Origin of the sequence: Garicola koreensis, assembly GCF_014195445.1 — a bacterium.
Taxonomy (GTDB): Bacteria; Actinomycetota; Actinomycetes; order Actinomycetales; family Micrococcaceae; genus Nesterenkonia; species Nesterenkonia koreensis.
This window is the reverse complement of record NZ_JACIBT010000001.1, coordinates 216,391-235,080: the sequence shown is the minus strand read 5'-3', so window position 1 is coordinate 235,080 and position 18,690 is coordinate 216,391. Positions and strand designations below refer to the sequence as shown.

General features: G+C 66.1%; 22 protein-coding genes. 8 read left to right on the top strand and 14 right to left on the bottom strand.

The annotated features are described in order from the left end of the window. Positions 1–74: 74 nt before the first annotated feature. Positions 75–1,667, top strand: coding sequence for a GMC oxidoreductase (locus tag FHX47_RS01170; RefSeq protein ID WP_183357799.1), 1,593 nt, complete (start codon positions 75–77; stop codon positions 1,665–1,667). A 7-nt stretch (positions 1,668–1,674) separates the two neighbouring features. Here the strand turns inward: FHX47_RS01170 and FHX47_RS01165 are convergent, their stop codons facing one another. From FHX47_RS01165 to FHX47_RS01110, 12 genes are all read right to left on the bottom strand, one after another. Further along, positions 1,675–2,004, bottom strand: coding sequence for a DUF202 domain-containing protein (locus tag FHX47_RS01165; protein ID WP_183357068.1), 330 nt, complete (start codon positions 2,002–2,004; stop codon positions 1,675–1,677). Between the two features lie 3 nt (positions 2,005–2,007). Next, entirely contained in the window at positions 2,008–2,379 is a 372-nt protein-coding gene (locus FHX47_RS01160; RefSeq protein ID WP_183357067.1) for a YidH family protein, read from the bottom strand. A gap of 282 nt (positions 2,380–2,661) precedes the next feature. After that, positions 2,662–2,847 (bottom strand): PIN domain-containing protein, encoded by a 186-nt coding sequence (locus FHX47_RS10760; protein ID WP_183357066.1) that lies wholly within the window; start codon positions 2,845–2,847, stop codon positions 2,662–2,664. Between the two features lie 184 nt (positions 2,848–3,031). After that, a complete protein-coding gene (locus tag FHX47_RS01150) occupies positions 3,032–3,637 on the bottom strand; it encodes a response regulator transcription factor (protein WP_183357798.1) in 606 nt (201 codons plus the stop codon). A gap of 8 nt (positions 3,638–3,645) precedes the next feature. Further along, complete coding sequence (locus FHX47_RS01145) at positions 3,646–4,767, bottom strand: sensor histidine kinase (protein WP_183357065.1); 1,122 nt, start codon at positions 4,765–4,767, stop codon at positions 3,646–3,648. A 20-nt stretch (positions 4,768–4,787) separates the two neighbouring features. Then, positions 4,788–5,606, bottom strand: coding sequence for an ABC-2 transporter permease (locus tag FHX47_RS01140; RefSeq protein ID WP_246327889.1), 819 nt, complete (start codon positions 5,604–5,606; stop codon positions 4,788–4,790). Continuing rightward, complete coding sequence (locus FHX47_RS01135) at positions 5,603–6,580, bottom strand: ABC transporter ATP-binding protein (protein WP_183357064.1); 978 nt, start codon at positions 6,578–6,580, stop codon at positions 5,603–5,605. Before FHX47_RS01135 ends, FHX47_RS01140 begins: the two co-directional genes overlap by 4 nt. A 69-nt stretch (positions 6,581–6,649) precedes the next feature. Then, positions 6,650–8,014: a dihydrolipoyl dehydrogenase family protein gene (locus FHX47_RS01130; RefSeq protein ID WP_183357063.1), complete on the bottom strand. Its 1,365-nt coding sequence runs from the start codon at positions 8,012–8,014 to the stop codon at positions 6,650–6,652. Positions 8,015–8,078: 64 nt separating this feature from the next. Next, positions 8,079–8,846, bottom strand: coding sequence for a histidine phosphatase family protein (locus FHX47_RS01125; protein ID WP_183357062.1), 768 nt, complete (start codon positions 8,844–8,846; stop codon positions 8,079–8,081). Between the two features lie 47 nt (positions 8,847–8,893). Next, the gene (locus FHX47_RS01120; protein ID WP_183357061.1) at positions 8,894–10,669 is read right to left on the bottom strand and encodes an ABC-ATPase domain-containing protein; all 1,776 of its coding nucleotides are present in this window, start codon (positions 10,667–10,669) and stop codon (positions 8,894–8,896) included. 33 nt (positions 10,670–10,702) lie between these two features. After that, positions 10,703–11,473, bottom strand: coding sequence for a hypothetical protein (locus FHX47_RS01115; RefSeq protein WP_183357060.1), 771 nt, complete (start codon positions 11,471–11,473; stop codon positions 10,703–10,705). Beyond that, positions 11,470–11,823: a PadR family transcriptional regulator gene (locus FHX47_RS01110; RefSeq protein WP_343064252.1), complete on the bottom strand. Its 354-nt coding sequence runs from the start codon at positions 11,821–11,823 to the stop codon at positions 11,470–11,472. The genes FHX47_RS01115 and FHX47_RS01110 overlap by 4 nt, the downstream gene beginning before the upstream one ends. 149 nt (positions 11,824–11,972) lie before the next feature. Here FHX47_RS01110 and FHX47_RS01105 point away from each other — a divergent pair, with 149 nt between their 5' ends. The 4 genes from FHX47_RS01105 to FHX47_RS01090 all read left to right on the top strand — a co-directional run bounded on the left by FHX47_RS01105 (position 11,973) and on the right by FHX47_RS01090 (position 13,999). Further along, positions 11,973–12,869 carry a DMT family transporter gene (locus FHX47_RS01105; RefSeq protein WP_183357059.1) on the top strand — a complete coding sequence of 299 codons (897 nt, stop codon included), beginning with the start codon at positions 11,973–11,975 and terminating at the stop codon, positions 12,867–12,869. A 73-nt stretch (positions 12,870–12,942) separates the two neighbouring features. After that, positions 12,943–13,290 carry an ArsR/SmtB family transcription factor gene (locus tag FHX47_RS01100; RefSeq protein ID WP_183357058.1) on the top strand — a complete coding sequence of 116 codons (348 nt, stop codon included), beginning with the start codon at positions 12,943–12,945 and terminating at the stop codon, positions 13,288–13,290. Continuing rightward, positions 13,274–13,738 (top strand): SRPBCC family protein, encoded by a 465-nt coding sequence (locus tag FHX47_RS01095; protein ID WP_183357057.1) that lies wholly within the window; start codon positions 13,274–13,276, stop codon positions 13,736–13,738. The genes FHX47_RS01100 and FHX47_RS01095 overlap by 17 nt, the downstream gene beginning before the upstream one ends. Positions 13,739–13,783: 45 nt before the next feature. Continuing rightward, entirely contained in the window at positions 13,784–13,999 is a 216-nt protein-coding gene (locus FHX47_RS01090) for an addiction module protein (RefSeq protein ID WP_183357056.1), read from the top strand. A 122-nt stretch (positions 14,000–14,121) separates the two neighbouring features. Here the strand turns inward: FHX47_RS01090 and ku are convergent, their stop codons facing one another. Further along, complete coding sequence (gene ku / locus FHX47_RS01085) at positions 14,122–14,955, bottom strand: non-homologous end joining protein Ku (RefSeq protein WP_183357055.1); 834 nt, start codon at positions 14,953–14,955, stop codon at positions 14,122–14,124. Positions 14,956–15,115: 160 nt separating this feature from the next. Between ku and FHX47_RS01080 the strand changes: the two genes are divergently transcribed. Continuing rightward, entirely contained in the window at positions 15,116–15,919 is an 804-nt protein-coding gene (locus tag FHX47_RS01080; protein WP_343064251.1) for an alpha/beta fold hydrolase, read from the top strand. 29 nt (positions 15,920–15,948) lie between these two features. Here the strand turns inward: FHX47_RS01080 and FHX47_RS01075 are convergent, their stop codons facing one another. After that, positions 15,949–16,701 (bottom strand): TetR/AcrR family transcriptional regulator, encoded by a 753-nt coding sequence (locus FHX47_RS01075; protein WP_183357053.1) that lies wholly within the window; start codon positions 16,699–16,701, stop codon positions 15,949–15,951. Positions 16,702–16,803: 102 nt separating this feature from the next. Between FHX47_RS01075 and FHX47_RS01070 the strand changes: the two genes are divergently transcribed. Together FHX47_RS01070 and FHX47_RS01065 are read left to right on the top strand one after the other, a co-directional pair. Then, positions 16,804–17,796, top strand: a complete 993-nt coding sequence (locus tag FHX47_RS01070; protein ID WP_183357052.1) for an ABC transporter ATP-binding protein — start codon at positions 16,804–16,806, stop codon at positions 17,794–17,796. Further along, on the top strand, positions 17,789–18,649 hold the full coding sequence (locus tag FHX47_RS01065; protein ID WP_183357051.1) for an ABC transporter permease: 861 nt from the start codon (positions 17,789–17,791) through the stop codon (positions 18,647–18,649). Before FHX47_RS01070 ends, FHX47_RS01065 begins: the two co-directional genes overlap by 8 nt. The last annotated feature ends 41 nt before the right edge of the window (positions 18,650–18,690 follow it).

Here is an 18,690-nt window from a genome sequence, read left to right as displayed (position 1 = left end):
TGTTTAGTCCCCCCTGAGCCGAAGGAGCACCCGACGTGTCAGATCAGCCCACCACCAATCGCCTCTCCCCCAATGTGGCCGCCGAAACACTGGATCAGACCTTCGACTACGTGGTGGTCGGCGGCGGCTCCGCCGGGGCCGCAGTGGCCGCCCGGCTCAGCGAGGACCCTGAGGTCACCGTCGCCCTGCTGGAGGCCGGCCCCACCGACGAGGGCAACGACCAGGTCCTGCAGCTCAACCGGTGGATGGAGCTGCTGGAGTCCGGCTACGACTGGGACTACCCCATCGAGCCGCAGGAGAACGGCAACAGCTTCATGCGCCATGCCCGGGCCAAGGTGCTCGGCGGCTGCTCCTCGCACAACTCCTGCATCGCCTTCTGGCCCCCGGCAGAAGATATGGACGATTGGGAGGCCTCCGGTGCCCTCGGCTGGAACGCGCAGAGCACACTTCCGCTGGTGAAGCGCCTGGAGACCAACGACGCCGAGGGTGAGCACCACGGCCGCAGTGGCCCGGTGCACCTGATGAACATCCCTCCCCATGACCCCTGCGGCGTGGCCCTGCTGGATGCCTGTGAGCAGACCGGCATTCCACGCGCCGAGTTCAACTCCGGTGAGACGGTGGTCAGGGGCGCCAACTTCTTCCAGGTCAACCGTAAGGATGACGGGACCCGGTCGTCGTCGTCGGTGTCCTATATCCACCCGATCCTGGACCGGGAAAACTTCACCCTGCTCACCGACACCTGGGTCAAGGAGATCCTGTTCGACGACGAGGCCCCCACCCCGCGGGCATCCGGCGTCTCTGTGGTGAACAACGCGTTCGGCCGGGCCTCCACGGTGCGGGCGAACAAAGAGGTGGTCCTCTCCGCCGGGGCGATCGACTCGCCGAAGCTGCTGATGCTCTCCGGCATCGGCCCCGCCGCCCAGCTGCGTGAGCACGGCCTGGATGTGCGCGTGGACTCCCCCGGCGTGGGCGAGCACCTGCAGGACCACCCGGAGGCGGTGATCGCCTGGGACGCCAAGCAGCCCATGGTCACCGACTCCGTGCAGTGGTGGGAGATCGGGATCTTCGCAGACACCCAGGAGGGCACCGGTCAGGCCGACCGCCCCGGCCGGCCGGACCTGATGATGCACTACGGCTCGGTGCCCTTCGACATGCACACCCTGCGCCAGGGCTACCCCACCAGCGAGAACAGCTTCTGCCTGACCCCGAACATCACCCACGCCAAGTCTCGCGGCACGGTGCGGCTGCGCTCCCGCGACTACCGGGACAAGCCGATGGTGGACCCGCGCTACTTCACCGACCCCGAGGGCCACGACATTCGGGTGGCCGTGACGGGCATCAAACTGGCCCGCCAGATCATCTCCCAGCCGGCGATGAGCGAGTGGGCCGGCGAGGAGCTGGCCCCCGGCCCGGATGCGCGCACCGACGAGGAGATCGCCGAGTACGTGAAGAAGACCCACAACACCGTCTACCACCCGGCCGGCAGCGTGCGCATGGGGGCCGCCGAGGACGAGCTGAGCCCGCTGACCCCGGATCTGAAGGTCAAGGGCGTGGAGGGCCTGCGCGTCGCTGATGCCTCAGTGATGCCGGAGCTGACCACCGTCAACCCGAACATCACCACCATGATGATCGGTGAGCGCTGCGCCGATCTGATCAGGGGAGCCTGATCAGGGGCTAGGTCACCAGCAGGAAGACCAGCGCAGCGACCCCCAGCATCATCACCGCCAGGGTCAGCCCGGCCACGGATCCGATGGCCGGGCGGTACTGCTCATCGGCGATCCCCCAGGTCGCGCTGATCAGCCGGTGCCGTTGGGTCAGCGAGACCCCGGCGGCCACTGCGAGCGCGGCGATGAACAGCGTGAGCACTGCGGCACCGTGGTACGGCGCCCAGCGCAGCAGCAGCCCGGCAACCACCACCAGCAGAAGGGAGGTGCGGGTCCACGAGAGCAGGGTGCGTTCAGGCTGAACCCCGGGATCCTGGTGGGCGGCTGGCCGGGTGCGCACCGCTCATCCACCCACCAGCGTGATGACCAGCACCACCGAGATCAGTGCCGCACCCGCTGCCAGCAGCGGGGCAATCAGCGGCAGCGGCAATGGCCGTTGGTGCCGCATGCTGCGTTCGACCCGCAGCCACCGGGTGAAGGCGCCGGCCGCCAGCAGCGCACCGAGCACCAGCAGCACCACCGCCAGAATGGTGCGGATCTGAGGCTCGAAGATCTGCTGGGTCAGCGCTTCCACGGCTACCCCGCCGGCCAGCAGCCCCAGTGAGGTGCGGATCCAGGCGAGGAAGGTGCGCTCATTCGCCAGGCTGAACCTGGGGTCCGGCTCCACGCCCCCGCCGAGGACCCGCTGGCGCCAACCGGCTCTGTGTTCACTCATGCCCCCAGATTACCTGCGCGCCCAGCCGCTGCACGCTCGCTGCCCCGCCCTCGCCGTTCGGTCACGCAGTCTGACCGCACTTTGGGCCCAAAAGTGGCTAAGAAAGGGTCATACTGCGTGACCGAACGTAGGGGCTAACGGGGCGGTCGAGCAGCTCGGCGATCAGGGCCATACGGTGAAGCCCGTCGACTCCGTCGACGGCGGTCCCGCCCCGGTGCACCGATTCCTGCCAGAGCGGATCGACCTGAACACCACCGGCCTCAATTCGGATAGGTGTTGGTTTTATCGGGCGCCTGGGCCGCTCGCTTCGGTATAGGGGTCGCGAGCGGTGATACCGGGAAAGCGGCAGAAGTCGCGGTCGGCAGTGAAGATCGTAGAAACCCCGTGCTGGCGCATCAGCGCAGCGATGTGCGAGTCGGTCACCAGGTTGCCGCGGATCGCGTCATCGCCGACGAGATCTTGATACACCTGCCAGAACCTATCGGTCTCGCCGGGACATCGCACGTGTGCACGAGCGAAGAGCTGATCCAGGTTCCCACGCGCCTAGGCCAACAGCTCGGAGGCGAGCACCCCCAGTGATTTGCCCCTGCTGCGCTGGCCGCGGCCCACCGGCATCTTCTTCTTGACCAGTTCAGCATCGATGCGCTGTCTTCTAGAGCCAGCCGCTGTGCATCGCCTGGCGGGCGGCGTCGTGCCGGTTCTCCGCACCGGTCTTGCCGATGGCCGCCGACAGGTGGTTCCGCACGGTTCCTTGGGAGAGGTGCAGCCTCGCGGCGATCGCTCTGATCGAGCCGCCCTCGGCCGCGGCCCGCAGGACCTGCTGCTCGCGCTCGGTCAGCGGGTTGATCCCGCCGGCCAGCGAGTCGGCGGCCAGCGTGGGGTCGACCACCCGGTCCCCGGCGGCCACCCGGCGCACCATCTGGGCCAGCTGGTCCGAGGGGGTGTCCTTGACCACGAACCCGGCCGCTCCGGCGTCCATGGCGCGGCGCAGGTAGCCGGGCCGGCCGAAGGTGGTCACGATCAGGCACCGGGCGCTCAGTCCGGCGGCAGTGATCTGGCGGACCGCCTCGATCCCGTCCATCCCGGGCATCTCAATATCAACCAGGGCGACGTCGGGGGTGTGTTCCCGCGCGGCCTGAACCAGCTGGTCCCCGCGGCCGACCTCAGCGACCACTTCGATGTCCGGCTCCAGGTTCAGCAGTGCCGAGAGTCCCCCGCGCACCAGGTCCTGGTCATCGGCCAGCAGCAGCCGGATCATCGGGCTGCTCATGCCAGCGTCACCTCGATCCGTGTGCCCGAGGCATCATCGCCAGCGCCCACTGCCACCTGTGCCCCTTCAGCTTTGGCCCGCTCGCGCAGTCCGCGCAGACCGGAGCCTTCATGACCGTTGACACCGATCCCATCATCGGTGACCCGCAGACTCTCCGGTCCGATCTCAATGCGGCATCGACTGGCCTGGGAGTGGCGCAGCACGTTGGTGATGGTCTCGCGCAGCGTCCAGGCCAGCAGCTGGGATTCACTGTGCTCCTCCTCCGCCCGGATGTCAGCGCTGATGCCGCCAGCCTCCAAGGCGGTGCGGGCGACCTCAAGCTCCTCCGGCAGCTGCGGCGCCCGCAACCGGGTCACCGTGGTGCGCACCTGGCTCAGTGAGGACCGGGCCAGCTGTTCAATCTCATCCAGCTCAGCCTGGGCCCGCTGCGGCTCGGTCTCCATCAGCCGGCGCGCCACCTGAGCTTTGATGGACAGTACGGTCAGCGAGTGTCCCAGCACATCGTGGACGTCGCGGGCGATGCGGTCACGCTCCTCAGAGGTCCGCAGCTGCTGCTCAACGGCTCGGGCGCGATCCTCATAGTGCTCGGTGGTGCGGATCACCACGATGAAGAGCATCCCCAAACCTGGTCCCAAGGCAATCCAGACTTCGGTCTCACCGGAGATCAGATATGCCGCGGCTGTGGACACGGCCCACACTCCCACGCCGATGGGGATGCCCACCATGGGAGGGCTGGTGAAGATGATCAGCGCAGCAATATAGACGCAGAATGTCACGGCCCAGGTGCCGGCGGCGGGAATGGTCAGGGCCCCGATTGCTGCCAGAGCCACACAGATCACCGCCAACCTGGACGGCGCCGGATGGTTTCGGTGGTCGTCGGCGAACAGTCGGGCCATCTGCCAGACGTAGACCAGGGCGAAGACGCCGGTGGCGGCCCAGGCCAACAGCTTCAGGCCCAGGTGGACGTCGCTGTAGGCCGCAGCCATCACCGGCGAGGCCAGGAACACCAGCCACACCGTGGCATAGAACAGCCCGGCGATCTGCGGACCGCTGACCGTGGGCCAGAGGCTGCGCTTGTCCTGATTCGCCCGCCGCCGCGGCTGCTGCGTCGTCGTCATGGGTCTTATCCTAGGTTCCCTCAGCGCCGGGTGGTCCGGCGGCCCTGCAGGGCCAAGCACCCGACGACGAAGACTGCGGTCCAGGCCGCCACGTTGGCCAGGATCATCCACAGCGGGTCGGTGCCGATCGGCCCCTCCATGCCGACAATTTCACCCTCGGTGAGCGGATAGCGGGCGAGGGCGGCTGAGCCGTACATGGGGGTGAACTTGCCGATGTCCAACAGCACGCCCCCCAGCGGCATGAACACGTTGCCCAAGAACGCGAAGACCACCAGCACCCCGGAAGCGGCGCCGATCGCCGCATCGGAGCGGAACAGCAGCCCCACGGCCAACCCGTAGAAGGCGAAGGGCAGCGCGGCGACCAGGGTGAGGCCCGCCGTGGCAATCCAGGTTCCCAGGGGCATGTCGGCAGCGGTGAAGTAGGCGACCACATTGAGCACGATCACCGGAAGGGTCGCCGTGGCCAGGGCAATGATCGACTTGGCCAGCACGAAGGCACCATGCGGCATCGCAGTCAGCGACAATGCCCGGCCCCAGCCCTGCTGCAGCTCCACTGCGGCGGATCCGGCCAGCGCTGTGGTGGCGGTGATCGCCCCATAGACGGCCATGCCGATCATGATCCAGGCGCTGACGTTGCCGCTATCGCCGACCGGGATGTCCGACCAGTCGTTGTAGACGCCGAAGAACAGGTACAGCAGGGTGGGCAGCACGATGACGAAGAAGGTGTTGCCGAAGTTGCGGAAGTTCCGCCAGAAGTCCATGACGATGTAGGTCGCGATGCTCATCGAACTGGCCTGAACAGTGGCGCTGGCGGCGGTGCGGGGTGCGGTGGCACTCATCGTGCAGTCTCCTTCTGCGCGGTCTCCATCTGGGTGTGCTCCATCTGGGTGGTGGCCCGTGGGGCCCGGTGCTGGTCGTCGGCGGTGGTCAGCTGCATGAAGGCTTCCTCCAGGCTGGCCGAACGAATGGTCAGCGAGTGAGCATCGGTGGTGGTCAGCAGGTGCTTCGCGAGCTTGTCGGCGTTGTCGGTTCTCAGCAGAACCTGGTTGCCGCGAACCTCATGGGCCTCCACGCACGGCAGCCCGATCAGCTCGGTCGGCGTCGGGCTCCAGGTCACCGAGACATGTGCCGACCCGGCGTGACGACGGACCTCGTCAGTCGGACCGTCGGCGATCACCCGGCCGCCGTGCATCAGCACCGTGCGGCGGGCGAACTGTTCAGCCTCCTCCAGATAGTGGGTGGCGAACAGGACTGTGGTGCCGGTGGCGGCCTGCTCGTTCATCCGGTCCCAGAACTCGTGGCGGGCTGCCGGATCCATGCCGGCGGTGGGCTCATCGAGGATCAGCACATCGGGTTTGGGCAGCAGGGCGAGTGCGAACTTCAGTCGCTGCTGCTGGCCGCCGGAGCACTTCCCCACCGCCTTGGACGCGATGCCGGTGAGCCCGGCAATCTCCATGACCGTGTCGACCCCGACGTGGTGGTGGTGCAGTGCGGCGATGATCTGTACGGTCTCTTTGACGCTGAGGTCCGGCAGCAGTCCGCCGGTCTGCAGCAGGGCTCCGACGTGTCCGTGCTGCACAGCCTTTTTGGGTGACTTGCCGAGAATCGTCAGATTCCCGGTGTTCGAGGTGTTCAGGCCCAGCACGATGTCTAGGAAGGTGGTTTTTCCGGCACCGTTGGGGCCGAGGATGGCGGTGACTTCCCCGGGTGCGAAGCTGAGGCTGACGTCGTCGACGGCTCGGAACCGGCCGCCGTCGCCGGTGGGGTAGGTTTTGGTGATGTGCTCTGTGCGGATGATGGGTTCGCTGCTCATACCCTTCAGTGTTCCGGGTGGCAGCAGGCACTGAGTAGAGCAGGTGTCACCTTCTTGCTATGACATTTGTCAGTTGGTCCGGGTCTGCTGCAGCTCACTGAGTGCGGTGAGGTAGCCCTCGCTGAAGGTCGGGAACTGTGCGACCTGCTCGATGAGCCGGCTGATGGGGATTTCGGCGCCGATGGCCAGAGCGGCCTGGTGTATCCACTCACTGGACTGAGGTGCCACCGCCCACGCGCCAAGCAGCGTCTCGCCCTCGGCGTCGGCCACCAGTCCCAGCTCGGCCCCGCTGGGCTGCTGCTCATAGGTCCAGGGGCGGGCCAGTGCGGCGGTCAGATCCACCACTGCGGTGGTGACCGGCAGCCCCTGCGTCTTCGCCTGTTCCACGGTGAGGCCGACCGATGCGACCTCGGGGGAGCCGAAGACCACCCGTGGGATGCTGCCGTACTGGGCGGTGCGGGGTCGGCCGAGTATCGCGTCGACGGCAATGGATGCCTGATATTTCGCGACGTGGGTGAACGGCATTCTGCCGGTGACGTCGCCGACGGCCCACAGACCTGATCCGGCGCGGCAGTGCTCGTCCACCTCGATCGCACCGTGGTCCTCCACGCTGACGCCCAGTGCCTCCAGGCCGAGTCCGGCGGTCCGGGGGCGGCGACCAGTGGCCAGAGTGATCACCTCGGCGCTCAGTGTGGTGCCGTCATCGAGCTCCAGTGTGCTGTGCGTGCCGTGGTTGGAGGCGCGCACCGGCGTCGCCCCGAGCCGCAGGCTGATGCCTTGGCTGCGCAGGTGCTCCTCCATCAGGGTGCTGACCCGGGGCTCCTCGCGGCGCAGGATTCGCCGACCGCGCCCGACTATGGTGACCTCGGCACCGAAGCCGCGCAGGTACTGGCTCACTTCCACCGCGACTGCACTGGCCCCGATGATGACGGCTCGCGCAGGAACTTCAGAAAGGTTGGTGACCTCGCGGTTGGTCCAGACGGCGGCCTGGTCGAGTCCCTCGATCTGCGGACGCTCTGGCGCGGAGCCGGTGGCGATGATGATGTGGTCGGCCGAGATTCGGCGACCATCGACGTCGACGAGGCCCGGTGCCGCAAGCCGTGCGGTGCCGCGGATGACGGTGGCCCCCTGCTTTTGGTAGTCGGCCGCCTGCTTGGTGTCGTCGAGGTGGCGCACCATATCGTCTCGCCAGGCCCGGGCGCTCTCCCAGTCGAGGGTGCCGGCAGTGATGCCCGGGGTGGCAGCGGTGGCCAGCGCCAGCTCGACGGGGCGCAGCAGGGTCTTCGACGGGATACAGGCCCAGTAGCCGCATTCGCCGCCGATGAGCTCTGACTCGATGAGAGCGACCCGCTTGCCTGCCTGCAACAGTTGGCCGGCAGCTGCTTCACCGCCCGGGCCCATACCGAGGATGACGACGTCGTAGTGCTCTGACATACGCTCAGCGTACTCGGCTCACCGCTCGGCCAACAGGGCTGTCACCTGAGGCCGATGAAGTCTGTCATCTGATGGCCACTGAGTCTGCGGCTGCGGGGTTGAGCAGCTCGGGTGAGAGGTTGATCAGCCGCAGCCGGCACCGGTCGGTGATCTGCTCGTCGCTCAGCCCAGCGATGTGTCGGGCCTCTACGGCGGCGTCGTCCTCCTCATCCAGCCCGCTGTGCGGCAGCGTGGAGGAGATCGTCCCGCGGTGCAGGGGAATGTCGATCATGGTCACCGAGGCTGGGGTCAGCGGGATGAACTGGTGGCGGTCGATCAGCCTAAGGCCTTCCAGCAGCACCCGCAGCGCGGCACCGTGGGAGACGACGACGGCGGTGCGCAGCCTAAAGCTGAGGTCCACAGACTCGGTGGGCCGGCTCTGCGCGGTCGCCCGGACGATGTCGAAGAAGGCGCGCTTCATCCGGGTCAGCAGGTGCTGGTGGGACTCGCCGCTGGCGGGGGTGTGGGTGCCGGCCCGCCAGCCCTCGAAGTCCTCGGGGAACTGGGTGCGCACGTCCAGGCCGTACCAGCCTTCCCACTCCCCCAGGTTCTGCTCAGCCAGGTCAGGGACCACCTGCGGTGCACGGTCCAGGCCGAATTCGGCGAAGGTCTGCTGGGTGCGCACCAGGTTGGAGACGTAACCCTGCTGGGGATTCTGGGCGCGGACGAACCCGCCGGTGATGCGGGCCTGCTGGACCCCGGATTCGGCCAGGGAAATATCGGAGTGGCCCTGGAGCCGATGGTCTTTGTTCCACTCGGTCTCGCCGTGCCTGACCAGCAGAATCCGGATCATTGTGCTCCTTCGTGTGTGCCCCCGCGTGCGCTCCTCAGCCTATGCCATCACCTATGACCGCCGCCGGCGAGCTGCAGGTGCCGGTAGCGGTTGACCGCTGCGTGGATCTCCTGGGCTCGGGGCCGGGCGAGATGCCCGGGGTGGCCGCGGTGCGGGGAGAGCGCATCCACCCCGTCGTCGTCGATTCTGGCCAGCAGCGCGGTCACGGCCTTTGCCAGGCTGGACTCGCCGTCGAAGGTCTCCGCCAGCCGGTCCATGGCGTGGGCGATCGCCTGGGTCTGTGCGGCGTCGACCAGTTGGGCCACCGCGGCAAGGTCCACCCGTTCCCGCCCGTACTGGATGACTGACCGTCCCCGCGCCGTGGCCGGTTTCGTCTTGCCCCGCTCAGCCAGTGCCGTGCTGGCGGGCACCCGGGGACGGCGGTCATGGCTGAAGATCAGCTCCTGACCCGCAGATTCGACGTCGGCCGCGTCACTGGCCGCATCAGTATCCCCGCCAGTGGCCGCATCACTGCGGGCAATCTCACCGGCGGCCTGGGTGACGTCCTTCGGCACGTACTCGTCCAGGGCAATCACCTGGTCGGCGACGTCGAAGAAGGCCCCCGATCCCCCGGCGACCAGCACTGTGGAGACCCCCTGCTGGGTCCACAGCGGCCGGACCCGGTCGATGAACGGGGTGATGGGTTCCCTCTCATCAGCGATGAGCCGTCGCATCCGCTCATCGCGGATCATGAAGTTGGTCGCCGAGGTGTCCTCATCGATCAGCAGCGCGGTGGAGCCAGCCTCCAAGGCTTCGACCAGGTTGGCCGCCTGTGAGGTGGAGCCGGAGGCGTTCTCCGAGGAGAAGGACCTGGTGTCCGCGCCGGAGGGCAGCCCGGAGATGAACGCGGAGATGTCGACGCCGGTCACCGCTCGCCCGTCTTCGGCCCGAATCGTGGAGGTCGCTTCTCTGGCGATGACCCATTCGCGCCCGTCGCCTGCCACATGGGAGTAGACCCCGCGCTCCAGGGCGCGCAGCAGCGTGGATTTGCCGTGGTACCCGCCGCCGACGATCACCGTGACTCCTTCGGGAACCCCCATTCCGGTCACGCTGAGTCCGCTGGGCAGATCGAAGCTGACCCGCAGGCTGTCCGGAGCGATGAACGGCACGGCTCCCTGCTTCAGCGGCGCATCAGAATCACCTGACCGCCGGGGCAAGATAGCACCCGCGCCGACAAAGCCGACCAGCCCCGCGGTGCCCAGCTGCTCACGCAGCGACTGCTGGTCCCGGTAGAGGCGCACATGCTCGGCCAGCGCACCTGCGTCGAGGTTCTTGTGCTTCAGCGCGGCGTCAACGATCTGCGGCAGCTGATCAGTGAGGATGCGCGCGGCCTGGCGTCCACGGATTCGCCGGCCGGAGGCCGGAAGCTCCACTGCGATGCGAGCCTCGATCCGGTCTTCGGCGATGAGCACGCTGGTGCGCTCCAGCACCTGTTGGCCCGGGGTGCCGATGCTCACCGCACTGCCCTTGCCCGCACTGTCCTTGCCGGCCTCGGCGGCAGAGCGCGCGTGGTCTCCTATGGCCTCAGCGAATCGCCGGGTGAGGAAGTCGCTGACGGCGGTGCGGCCCGCGGCGTCATCAATCAGCTCAGCGGGCAGGCCGACGACGCCGGGCTCCAGAATCACCCGCATCAGCGAGGGCGGGGCGTAGGGGTCCACCTGCACTTTGTCGACGGATAGTCGGAAGTCCTCGAACTGGTGGGTCCCGCGGATCTCTCGGTAGGTGCCGTAGCCCTGCCCGTCGATCCGGTGGAGCGTGTCCTGCAGTGCTCTGTTGTTGGCCATCGTCCCAGTCTGCCAGCCACCCGGGCTGGATGCTCAGCTGAGCAGCACCGTCGCTCCGATCAGCACTGCGGCGATCACCGGGAAGATGAAGATGCGCAGATAGTTCATCCGCAGTTCAAACCGACGACGCCGTTCCAGCTCCTCCGAACTGTCCAGGGGGCGCGAAATCTGTTCCTCGGCGGCCTCGGTACGCACTCGGGCCACCTCCCACACCGTGCCGACCAGCAGGAAGACCACCCCAAAGCTGACCGCACTGAGCACGGCGAATTCGGCGATCGGGTGCTGCCACAGCACAAGCGGCAGCAGCATCACCAGCATCACCGCCATCAGACCCGCTGTGGCCACCACCGGTCGGCGCAGCACCAGATTCGTCAGGGGCCGGATCTGCCAGGCAAAGACGACGACGGCGCCCACGAGTATCGCGAACATCCCCACATCCCCTGCGGTGATCGCGACCGGATCGCCAGAAACGTAGGACGGCGAGGCGCGAATCAGGGTCATGAACCCGATGATCTGCACGGCGGTGGGGATCAGTCTGATCACCGTCGCGCGAGGACTGTTGGCCGGATCGGTGGGCAGCTGCAGGCTCTTGGCGTAGACCGCCGGATCGCCGAAGGTCTGCCGGGCGGACTCGTCAGCGTCGGCGCAGTGGGAGTCGACTTCGGCCAGCGCAGCCCCGAGGTTCTTCCCGGAGACTCCCTGAAGGCGCAGCTCCACGATGAAGGCTTCGGCCCACTGCTTCTCCACGTGGGGTGCTAACTCCTGCTCATAGGAGCGGCGATTCGAAGAGGCGGTGGCGTTCATGTCTGCTCCTTCTGCGGTGCATGCTCAAGCATGGTCTCTGTCATCTGGGTGAACGCCCGCCACTGGGCGCTCCGTTCGGCCAGGACCTCCCGGCCGTGGTCGGTGAGCGTGTAGTACTTGCGTCCGGGCCCGCCGTCGCCGGGTAGCCATTCCGTCTGAACCCGGCCACCCTCTTCGAACCGCTTCAGCAGCGGGTAGAGGGTGCCGCCTTTGACCGTACCGAGCCCGCCGGAAGCCAACCGCGCAGAGATCTGGTACCCGTAGGTGGGGCCGTCGGCCAACACCCGCAGCACGCAGAGCTCCAACACCCCGCGCAGCCATTCGGCCGGCCAGTCCTGTGTCGTGATCACATCTAGATCGTAAGTCTATCTAGTCAGTCACGCAACTTAGTGGTCACGAGCCCAGCGGCCACCACGAGCCTCCGGCATGCTGGTTAGAATTCGTCGAGCACGGGCATAGCAGAAATCCACACCGGCGAACACAGGAGGGCGGTCCCACTATGACCAGGACGTACGCCTACATTGCGTGCGCATTCGTCGTCGTCTTCTACGCCGGAAATATTCTCGTCGGCAGCGCGCTGAACGACCTTCCCCCGATCACCGTGACATTCTTCCGACTGGTGATAGCCGCCGTGGTGCTGCTTCCGCTCGCCTGGCGCCCGGCGTGGGAGCACCGGGCGACGTTCCGCCGCCATGCCGGGCCTCTGCTGGTGCTGACGCTGACCGGGGTCACTTTCTTCAGCACGTTCATCTACGGGGCCCTGCAGTTCACCTCCGCCACGAACGTCTCGGTCTTGGAAGCGCTCATTCCCGTGGCCACGGCTGTGCTGGCGGCGTGGCTGCTGCGCGAACGGCTGCGACTGGTGCAGTGGGTGGGGGTGCTGATCTCCTTCGCCGGCGCACTGTGGGTGGTGCTGGCCGGTGCCGGTGATGGGCTGGGGGGTTGGAACTCCGGGGATCTCATCATGGTCGGCGCGATCCTCTCCTGGGCGATCTACTCGGTGGCGGTCAGGCGCTACATGCACCTGTTTCCCGAGTTCAGCACGGTATTTGTGATGACTGCTTTGTCGGTGGCGGTGCTGGCCCCGTTGGTGGCCATCGAGTGGGCGGTCCTCGGAGTTCCTGACTTGGGGCAGTGGAGCTATTGGCCGGGGCTGGCCTATCTGGGCATTTTCCCCTCAGTGATCGCACTGCTGCTGTACAACCGTGCCGTGGCAGTGCTCGGCGCCTCCCAGGCAGCAGTCTTTCTGAACTTCCTGCCGGTGGTCACGATGATCGGCGCCTACGCCTTCCTCTCGGAAGCAATCAACGCAGCACAGATCATCGGTGCGGCTCTGGTCATCAGCGGAGTGCTGCTGACCACCCGCGCAGCCCGGTCAACGCAGCACGAAGATTAGCGCCTCATACCCTTGACAATTGTCCTGCGACTCCCCCATAGTTAACCTACTCACTAATTAAGGGAGTGGTTACATGGCTTCGGATGACCGACTCAGCCTCGCATTCGCGGCATTAGCTGATCCCACCCGCCGGGCCATCCTGACCAGGCTGGCGCAGGGCCCGGCCACGGTGCAGGAGGTAGCGGAGCCGTTCACCATGAGCGCTCCGGCCATCTCCCGGCATCTGAAGGTCCTGGAGCGCGCAGGGCTGGTGACCCGTACAACCCGGGCACAGTGGCGGACGCTGTCACTGCAGTCAGAGCCCCTCGACGAGGTCTCGGCATGGATCGACCAGCAGCGCCGCGAGTGGAACCTCCGCCTCGACGCCCTGGAACAACATCTGGAAACTATGAAGGGCAAGGACCATGAGCACTTCCCCTGAGACACCCACCCCAGAGTTCTCCATCACCCGCCGCTTTGATACACCGCGCGAAATGGTGTGGCGGGCCTGGACCGAGGAGCTGGAGCTTGCGCAGTGGCTGCGACCCTTCGGCGTCAGTACCGATTCGGTCTCCTTTGATGTGCGCGTAGGCGGCACCTACCGCTACACCATGACCAGCGAGGAGACTGGCGAGAAGTTTCCCACCGGCGGAACGTTCTTGGAAGTCGAGCCCATCCACCGCCTCGTCCTGACGTGGGGCGACCCGCAGACGCCTGTGGAGACTGCACCAATCATCACGCTGACATTCTCCGAGCATGACGGCGGCACTGAACTGGTCTTCCACCTGCGCGGCATCGCAGGCCAGCACGGCGACGGCTTCGTCTACGACGGCTGGGAGGAAGCCCTCACCAATCTCGGCCACCACCTAGCAGGCGACCTGTCCTGGTGATCTTGGGAGCCGCCTACCCTGTTGCCCAGAGGTATCATTGTGAGCATGGTGGATCCAACGTTGATGGACGAAGCCCAGCGTCTTAATGATGCGGACAAGGTCGAGCTTGCGTACGCGCTGCTGCACACCGTGCATCAAAAACCGGTGGACCCCGAAACCGCAGCCCTGATCAAAGAACGTGTCGCCCATGCTGAGAGCAATCCTGACGACAGTATTTTGTGGGAAGACCTGCAAGCCGATCTTCGCCGCAAATACGCATGAGTTCCGCAGTTCGGATCACCTCTGGAGCTCACCGCGACATCAACAACGCCCTTGCCTGGTACGACAATGAGGCTCCCGCTCAAACTGCTCTGTTTCTAGATCACATTGATGAGCTCGTCGAGTCACGCAGACTTCTGCTGCTTCTTCTGGCCCTTGCTCCCGTCGGACTTCTTGCGGCGCTCGTCGACCGACTGCTTCAGCGCTTCCATCAGGTCGACCACATTGCCGTCGCCGCCGTCGTCCTCCTCATCCACGTCGCCGAAGGTGGCCTCGGTGTCGATCTCCTCACCGGACTCCAGCTTCTCCTCAATCAGGGTCTGCAGCTGCTCCTGGTACTCGTCGGTGAACCGTTCGGGCTCGAAGTCCTCGCTGTAGGACTCCACCAATGATGCCGCCATGTCCTGTTCCTTCTTCGACACCTTCGACTGGGGAACATCGAACTCCGGCTCCCGCAGCTCATCAGCCCACCTCAGGCCCTGCAGCACGATGACGTCGTCGCGGACCCGCAGCACCCCCAGTCGGGTCTTGGTGCGCAGGGTGAAGGTCACGATCGCTGAGCGCTCAGAGGCGTCCAGGGTCCGGCGCAGCAGCACGTAGGCCTTGGCGTTCTTTCCGGCTGGCTCCAGGTAGTAGGACTTGTCCAGCACCATGGAGTCGATCTGGTCTTTGGGGACAAACTGCTCGACGGCGATCTCTTTGGACTCGTCGGCGGGCAGCTCGGAGAGCTCCTCCTTGGTGATGATCACCGATTTCTCGCCGTCGTCGTAGGCCTTGTCGATGTTCTTGTAGTCGATGGTCCTGTCGCAGACTTCGCAGCGGCGCTGGTAGCGGATGCGGCCGCCGTCGACGTCGTGGACTTGGTGCATACTCACATCGTGGCTGGTGGTGGCGGAGTAGAGCTTCACCGGCACTGTGACCAGCCCGAATGACACGTCCCCTGACCATATGGCGCGCATAGTCGATCACCTGCTCCTTCAGCTGTGCGTGTGCCTCCGGGGACCATCTAAACACTTGGGACTTGGCAGAAGCCGGACGACGACGTCGCAGGGACCCCCGGCTGCCACCACGTATCCTGGCAGGGTCCAGGTGCTTGAAGCGGAAGAGGAGAGACATCCCGTGGCTGATGATTCGTTCACGATCCACACCCAGACGGTCGGGGATTCCGGTGAGGTGGTCGTCTTCTTCGCCGGACTGTTCGGACAGGGCAAAAACTTCACCCAGATCGCCAAAGGGCTGACCCCCGACTTTCAGTCACTGCTGGTGGATCTGCCCAATCACGGCGGCTCGGGCTGGACCCAGAGCTTCGACTTTGTCGGTCACGCAGACTTAGTGGCCGAGCACCTGCGCGCCACCGTGGCCAGCGACGAACCGGTGCACCTGGTGGGGCACTCCTTGGGCGGGAAAGTGGCCATGGTCCTCGCGCTGCGGCACCCGGATCTGCTGCGCAGCCTGACCGTGGTCGACATCTCTCCGGTCAGCCACGACTCCGGCGGTGAGTTCGAACACCTGCTGGGCACCCTCATGGAGCTCAACGTCGATGATCTGGAGTCCCGCAGCGACGCCGACCAGCGCCTGCAGGATCCGATTCCGCAGGACATGACCCGCGGTTTCCTGCTGCAGAGCCTGGCGCGGACCAAGGACGGATTCCAGTGGAAGCCCAACCTGAAGCTGCTCTACGAATCGCTGCCGAAGATTGCTGAGTTTCCAGAGTTCGACGGCGCCCAGTACAACGGCCCCGTCCTCTGGGTGGGCGGCTCCAAGTCTGACTACGTCAAGGACGAGTACGACGAGGCCATGCGTGAGCTCTTCCCGCGCACCACCCAGACCACGGTGAAGGACGCCGGCCATTGGGTCCACGCCGAGCAGGCGGAGGTGTTCACCGCAGTGCTGAAGCGCTTCCTCTCCTCAGCGGAGGGCTGAGACGTAGTTCAGGCATCGCTTAGCTGCAGCTAAGCGCGGGAACCTTGTGCCCGCATGGCCTTCATCAGTCGCTCCTGGACGTGGCTGCTTGCCGGCCGGTCACCATCAGAGTCTGGGGTGCTGGAGGACGCGCCTTCGCCGTCGTCGCCTTGCTGCCTCTCATCCTGCCGAGGCCCAGCCTCGGCGGATGCCGGTGCCAGCAGCCGACTCATGCCTACTCCCAACAGGTCGTCGTCGAGCGTGCTGCCGCCCAGCAGCATCAGCCCGGATCCCTGATCCAACGCGGTGAGCAGGGTCCCGATCTGTTCGGGGTTCAGGTCCTCGTCAGCACCCTGGAAATCCCGTGCGACCTTGGTGTACTCACTCACCACGTCCTGGATGCGCACTTGCAGCTGCTCGCGCAGCTGGGAATCTCTGGCAGCAACGGCAATGAACTCCAAGGTGGCCAGCGCGAAGCCCCGGATGAGCTCTTCGAGCTCCTCTTCGTCGATCTCCTCGGCGATCTCCTCCAGCGCAGACGGCACCGAACCGCTGGTGGGTGGCCGCGGATCGGTCCACACCGTCTGCAGATTCGCGTCCATCACCGCCAGGAACAGCGAGGCCTTCCCGTCAAAGTTCGAATACACCGCACCCTTGGAGAACCCCGCCTGCCGCGCAATTCGGTCCAGATTGGCGCCGTGGTAGCCCAGTTCGGCGAAGACTTCACGCCCAGCTTCGACCAGTGCGGCGCGGGTCTGCTGCTGACGTTGGTGGCGGGAGGGCGGCCCGGGGATCTCTGCCATCCCTCGATCGTACGACAGCACCGGCATTCCTCCATGATTGACATCCCGCCAGTATCCCAATACCGTCAGTATTCACATACTAATAGTATCTGAGGAGTTCTCATGGACCACGTACTCACCATCTCCGGACTCATACGGCGCTTCGGCTCGGTCCTGGCCAATGACGGCATCTCGCTGCGGGTCAGGCCCGGCGAGGTGGTCGGCCTGCTGGGACACAACGGCGCCGGCAAGACCACGCTGGTCTCCCAGCTGGTCGGGCTGCTGCGCCCCGATGCTGGAATCATCCACTTAGGCGAGGTCGACGCCGTCAACCGCCCGGCCGAGGCTCGCCGCCGGGTTGCTCTACAGTCTCAGTCTCAGGCCCCAATCGATGGACTGACGCCCCGATCCGCCATCGAGATCGCCTGCCGACTGCGCGGACTCTCCACCACAGATGCACGCAGCTCCGCCGAGGTTCTGGCTGAGGAACTGGACATCGGCGACTGGATCGATCAGCGCGCCCTGCCCGAAGGCAGGGGACTCTCCGGCGGAGTCCGACGGCTGACCTCCTTCGCCATGGCAGCAGCCGCCCCCACTCCCCTGCTGGTGCTGGATGAACCCACCAACGACGTCGACGCCTCCCGACGACGACTGCTGTGGGACGCGGTGCGACGCCGGGCCGACGAAGGCGCCGGGGTCCTGCTGGTGACCCATAACGTCACTGAGGCCGAACGGATCGTCGATGAACTGGTCATCCTGGATCGCGGCCGCGTCGTCGCCTCCGGCTCACCGGCTCAGCTGCGCGGAACCCAGGACACGGATCTGCGCCTGGAACTGCAGCTGCCCCGTGCCGGCGCCGATCCCTCTGCTGAACTGGCATCCGACTCTGTGGCACCGCCCTTCGGGCGCCGGATGCGCAGGGGGCGCAACATTGTGCTGACCCTGGCCGAACAGGATGCGTCCCAGGCGGTGACCTGGGCAAACAGGCTGCGCGCGGCGGAGCAGATCAGCGGCTACGGGCTGGCGCCGACCACATTGGAGGACGCCTACCTTGGTCTCACCTCATCAACCCCCGACGACGCCGAGACACCTGATCAGGAGTCCATCCATGTCTGAGAAAGCCATTCCCACCACTGCGTCCACCGCCGATGCATCCACCACCCCCGAACAGCCCGCTCCGAGACAGCCCGCTCCGGGAAAGCCCGCGTCTGCACAGCTCGACCCCGCGCGGGCGACGCTCTGGGCGAGCTTCAGCTCGCTGATGCGCTGGCAGCTCTCCGGGATCGGCACGGCCCTGCCGCTGATCGTAGTGATTCAGGCCATGCTGGCGGCGGGGATCGTCGTCGGCTTCGGCTTCATCATTCCCGACATCACCGATGAGACGGCCCTGTTCCTCTCCACGGGGGCACCAGCCATGCTGCTGCTGACCATCGGCCTGGTGGTGGTGCCGCAAGCGGTCTCACGGATGCGCACCGATGGCACCTTCGAGTTCATGCGCTCACTGCCGGTGCCCCGCCCACTGATGCTGCTGGTGGACCTGACGGTGTGGACTGCGATCGCACTGCCCGGCCTGGCCATCGGAGTGCTGGTGGCCCAGCTGCGCTATGACCTCGACCTGTCCATCAATTGGCCGCTGCTGATCGTCTCAGCGCTGCTGGTAACCGTGATGGCCACTGCCGTCGGCTACGCGATCGCGGTGAGCATCAAACCGATGATCGCGCAGCTGCTCTCCCAGGTGCTGGTCTTCTTCGTGATGCTCTTCTCCCCCATCACCTTTCCTGCCAGTCAGCTGCCGGAATGGTTCCAGTCTGTGCATCAGTTTCTGCCAGTCCAGGCCGGCGCGGACATGCTGCGGGCCGGCCTGGCATCGGATACCTATACCGCCACCGGCCGCGACGCACTGGTCCTGGCACTCTGGTGCGCGGTCGCCGTCGTCATCACCCTGCGAGCGCTGATGCGCCGCAAGTGACGCAGGGGCCCACTTCGCACGGGCCAAATTCACGACGGATG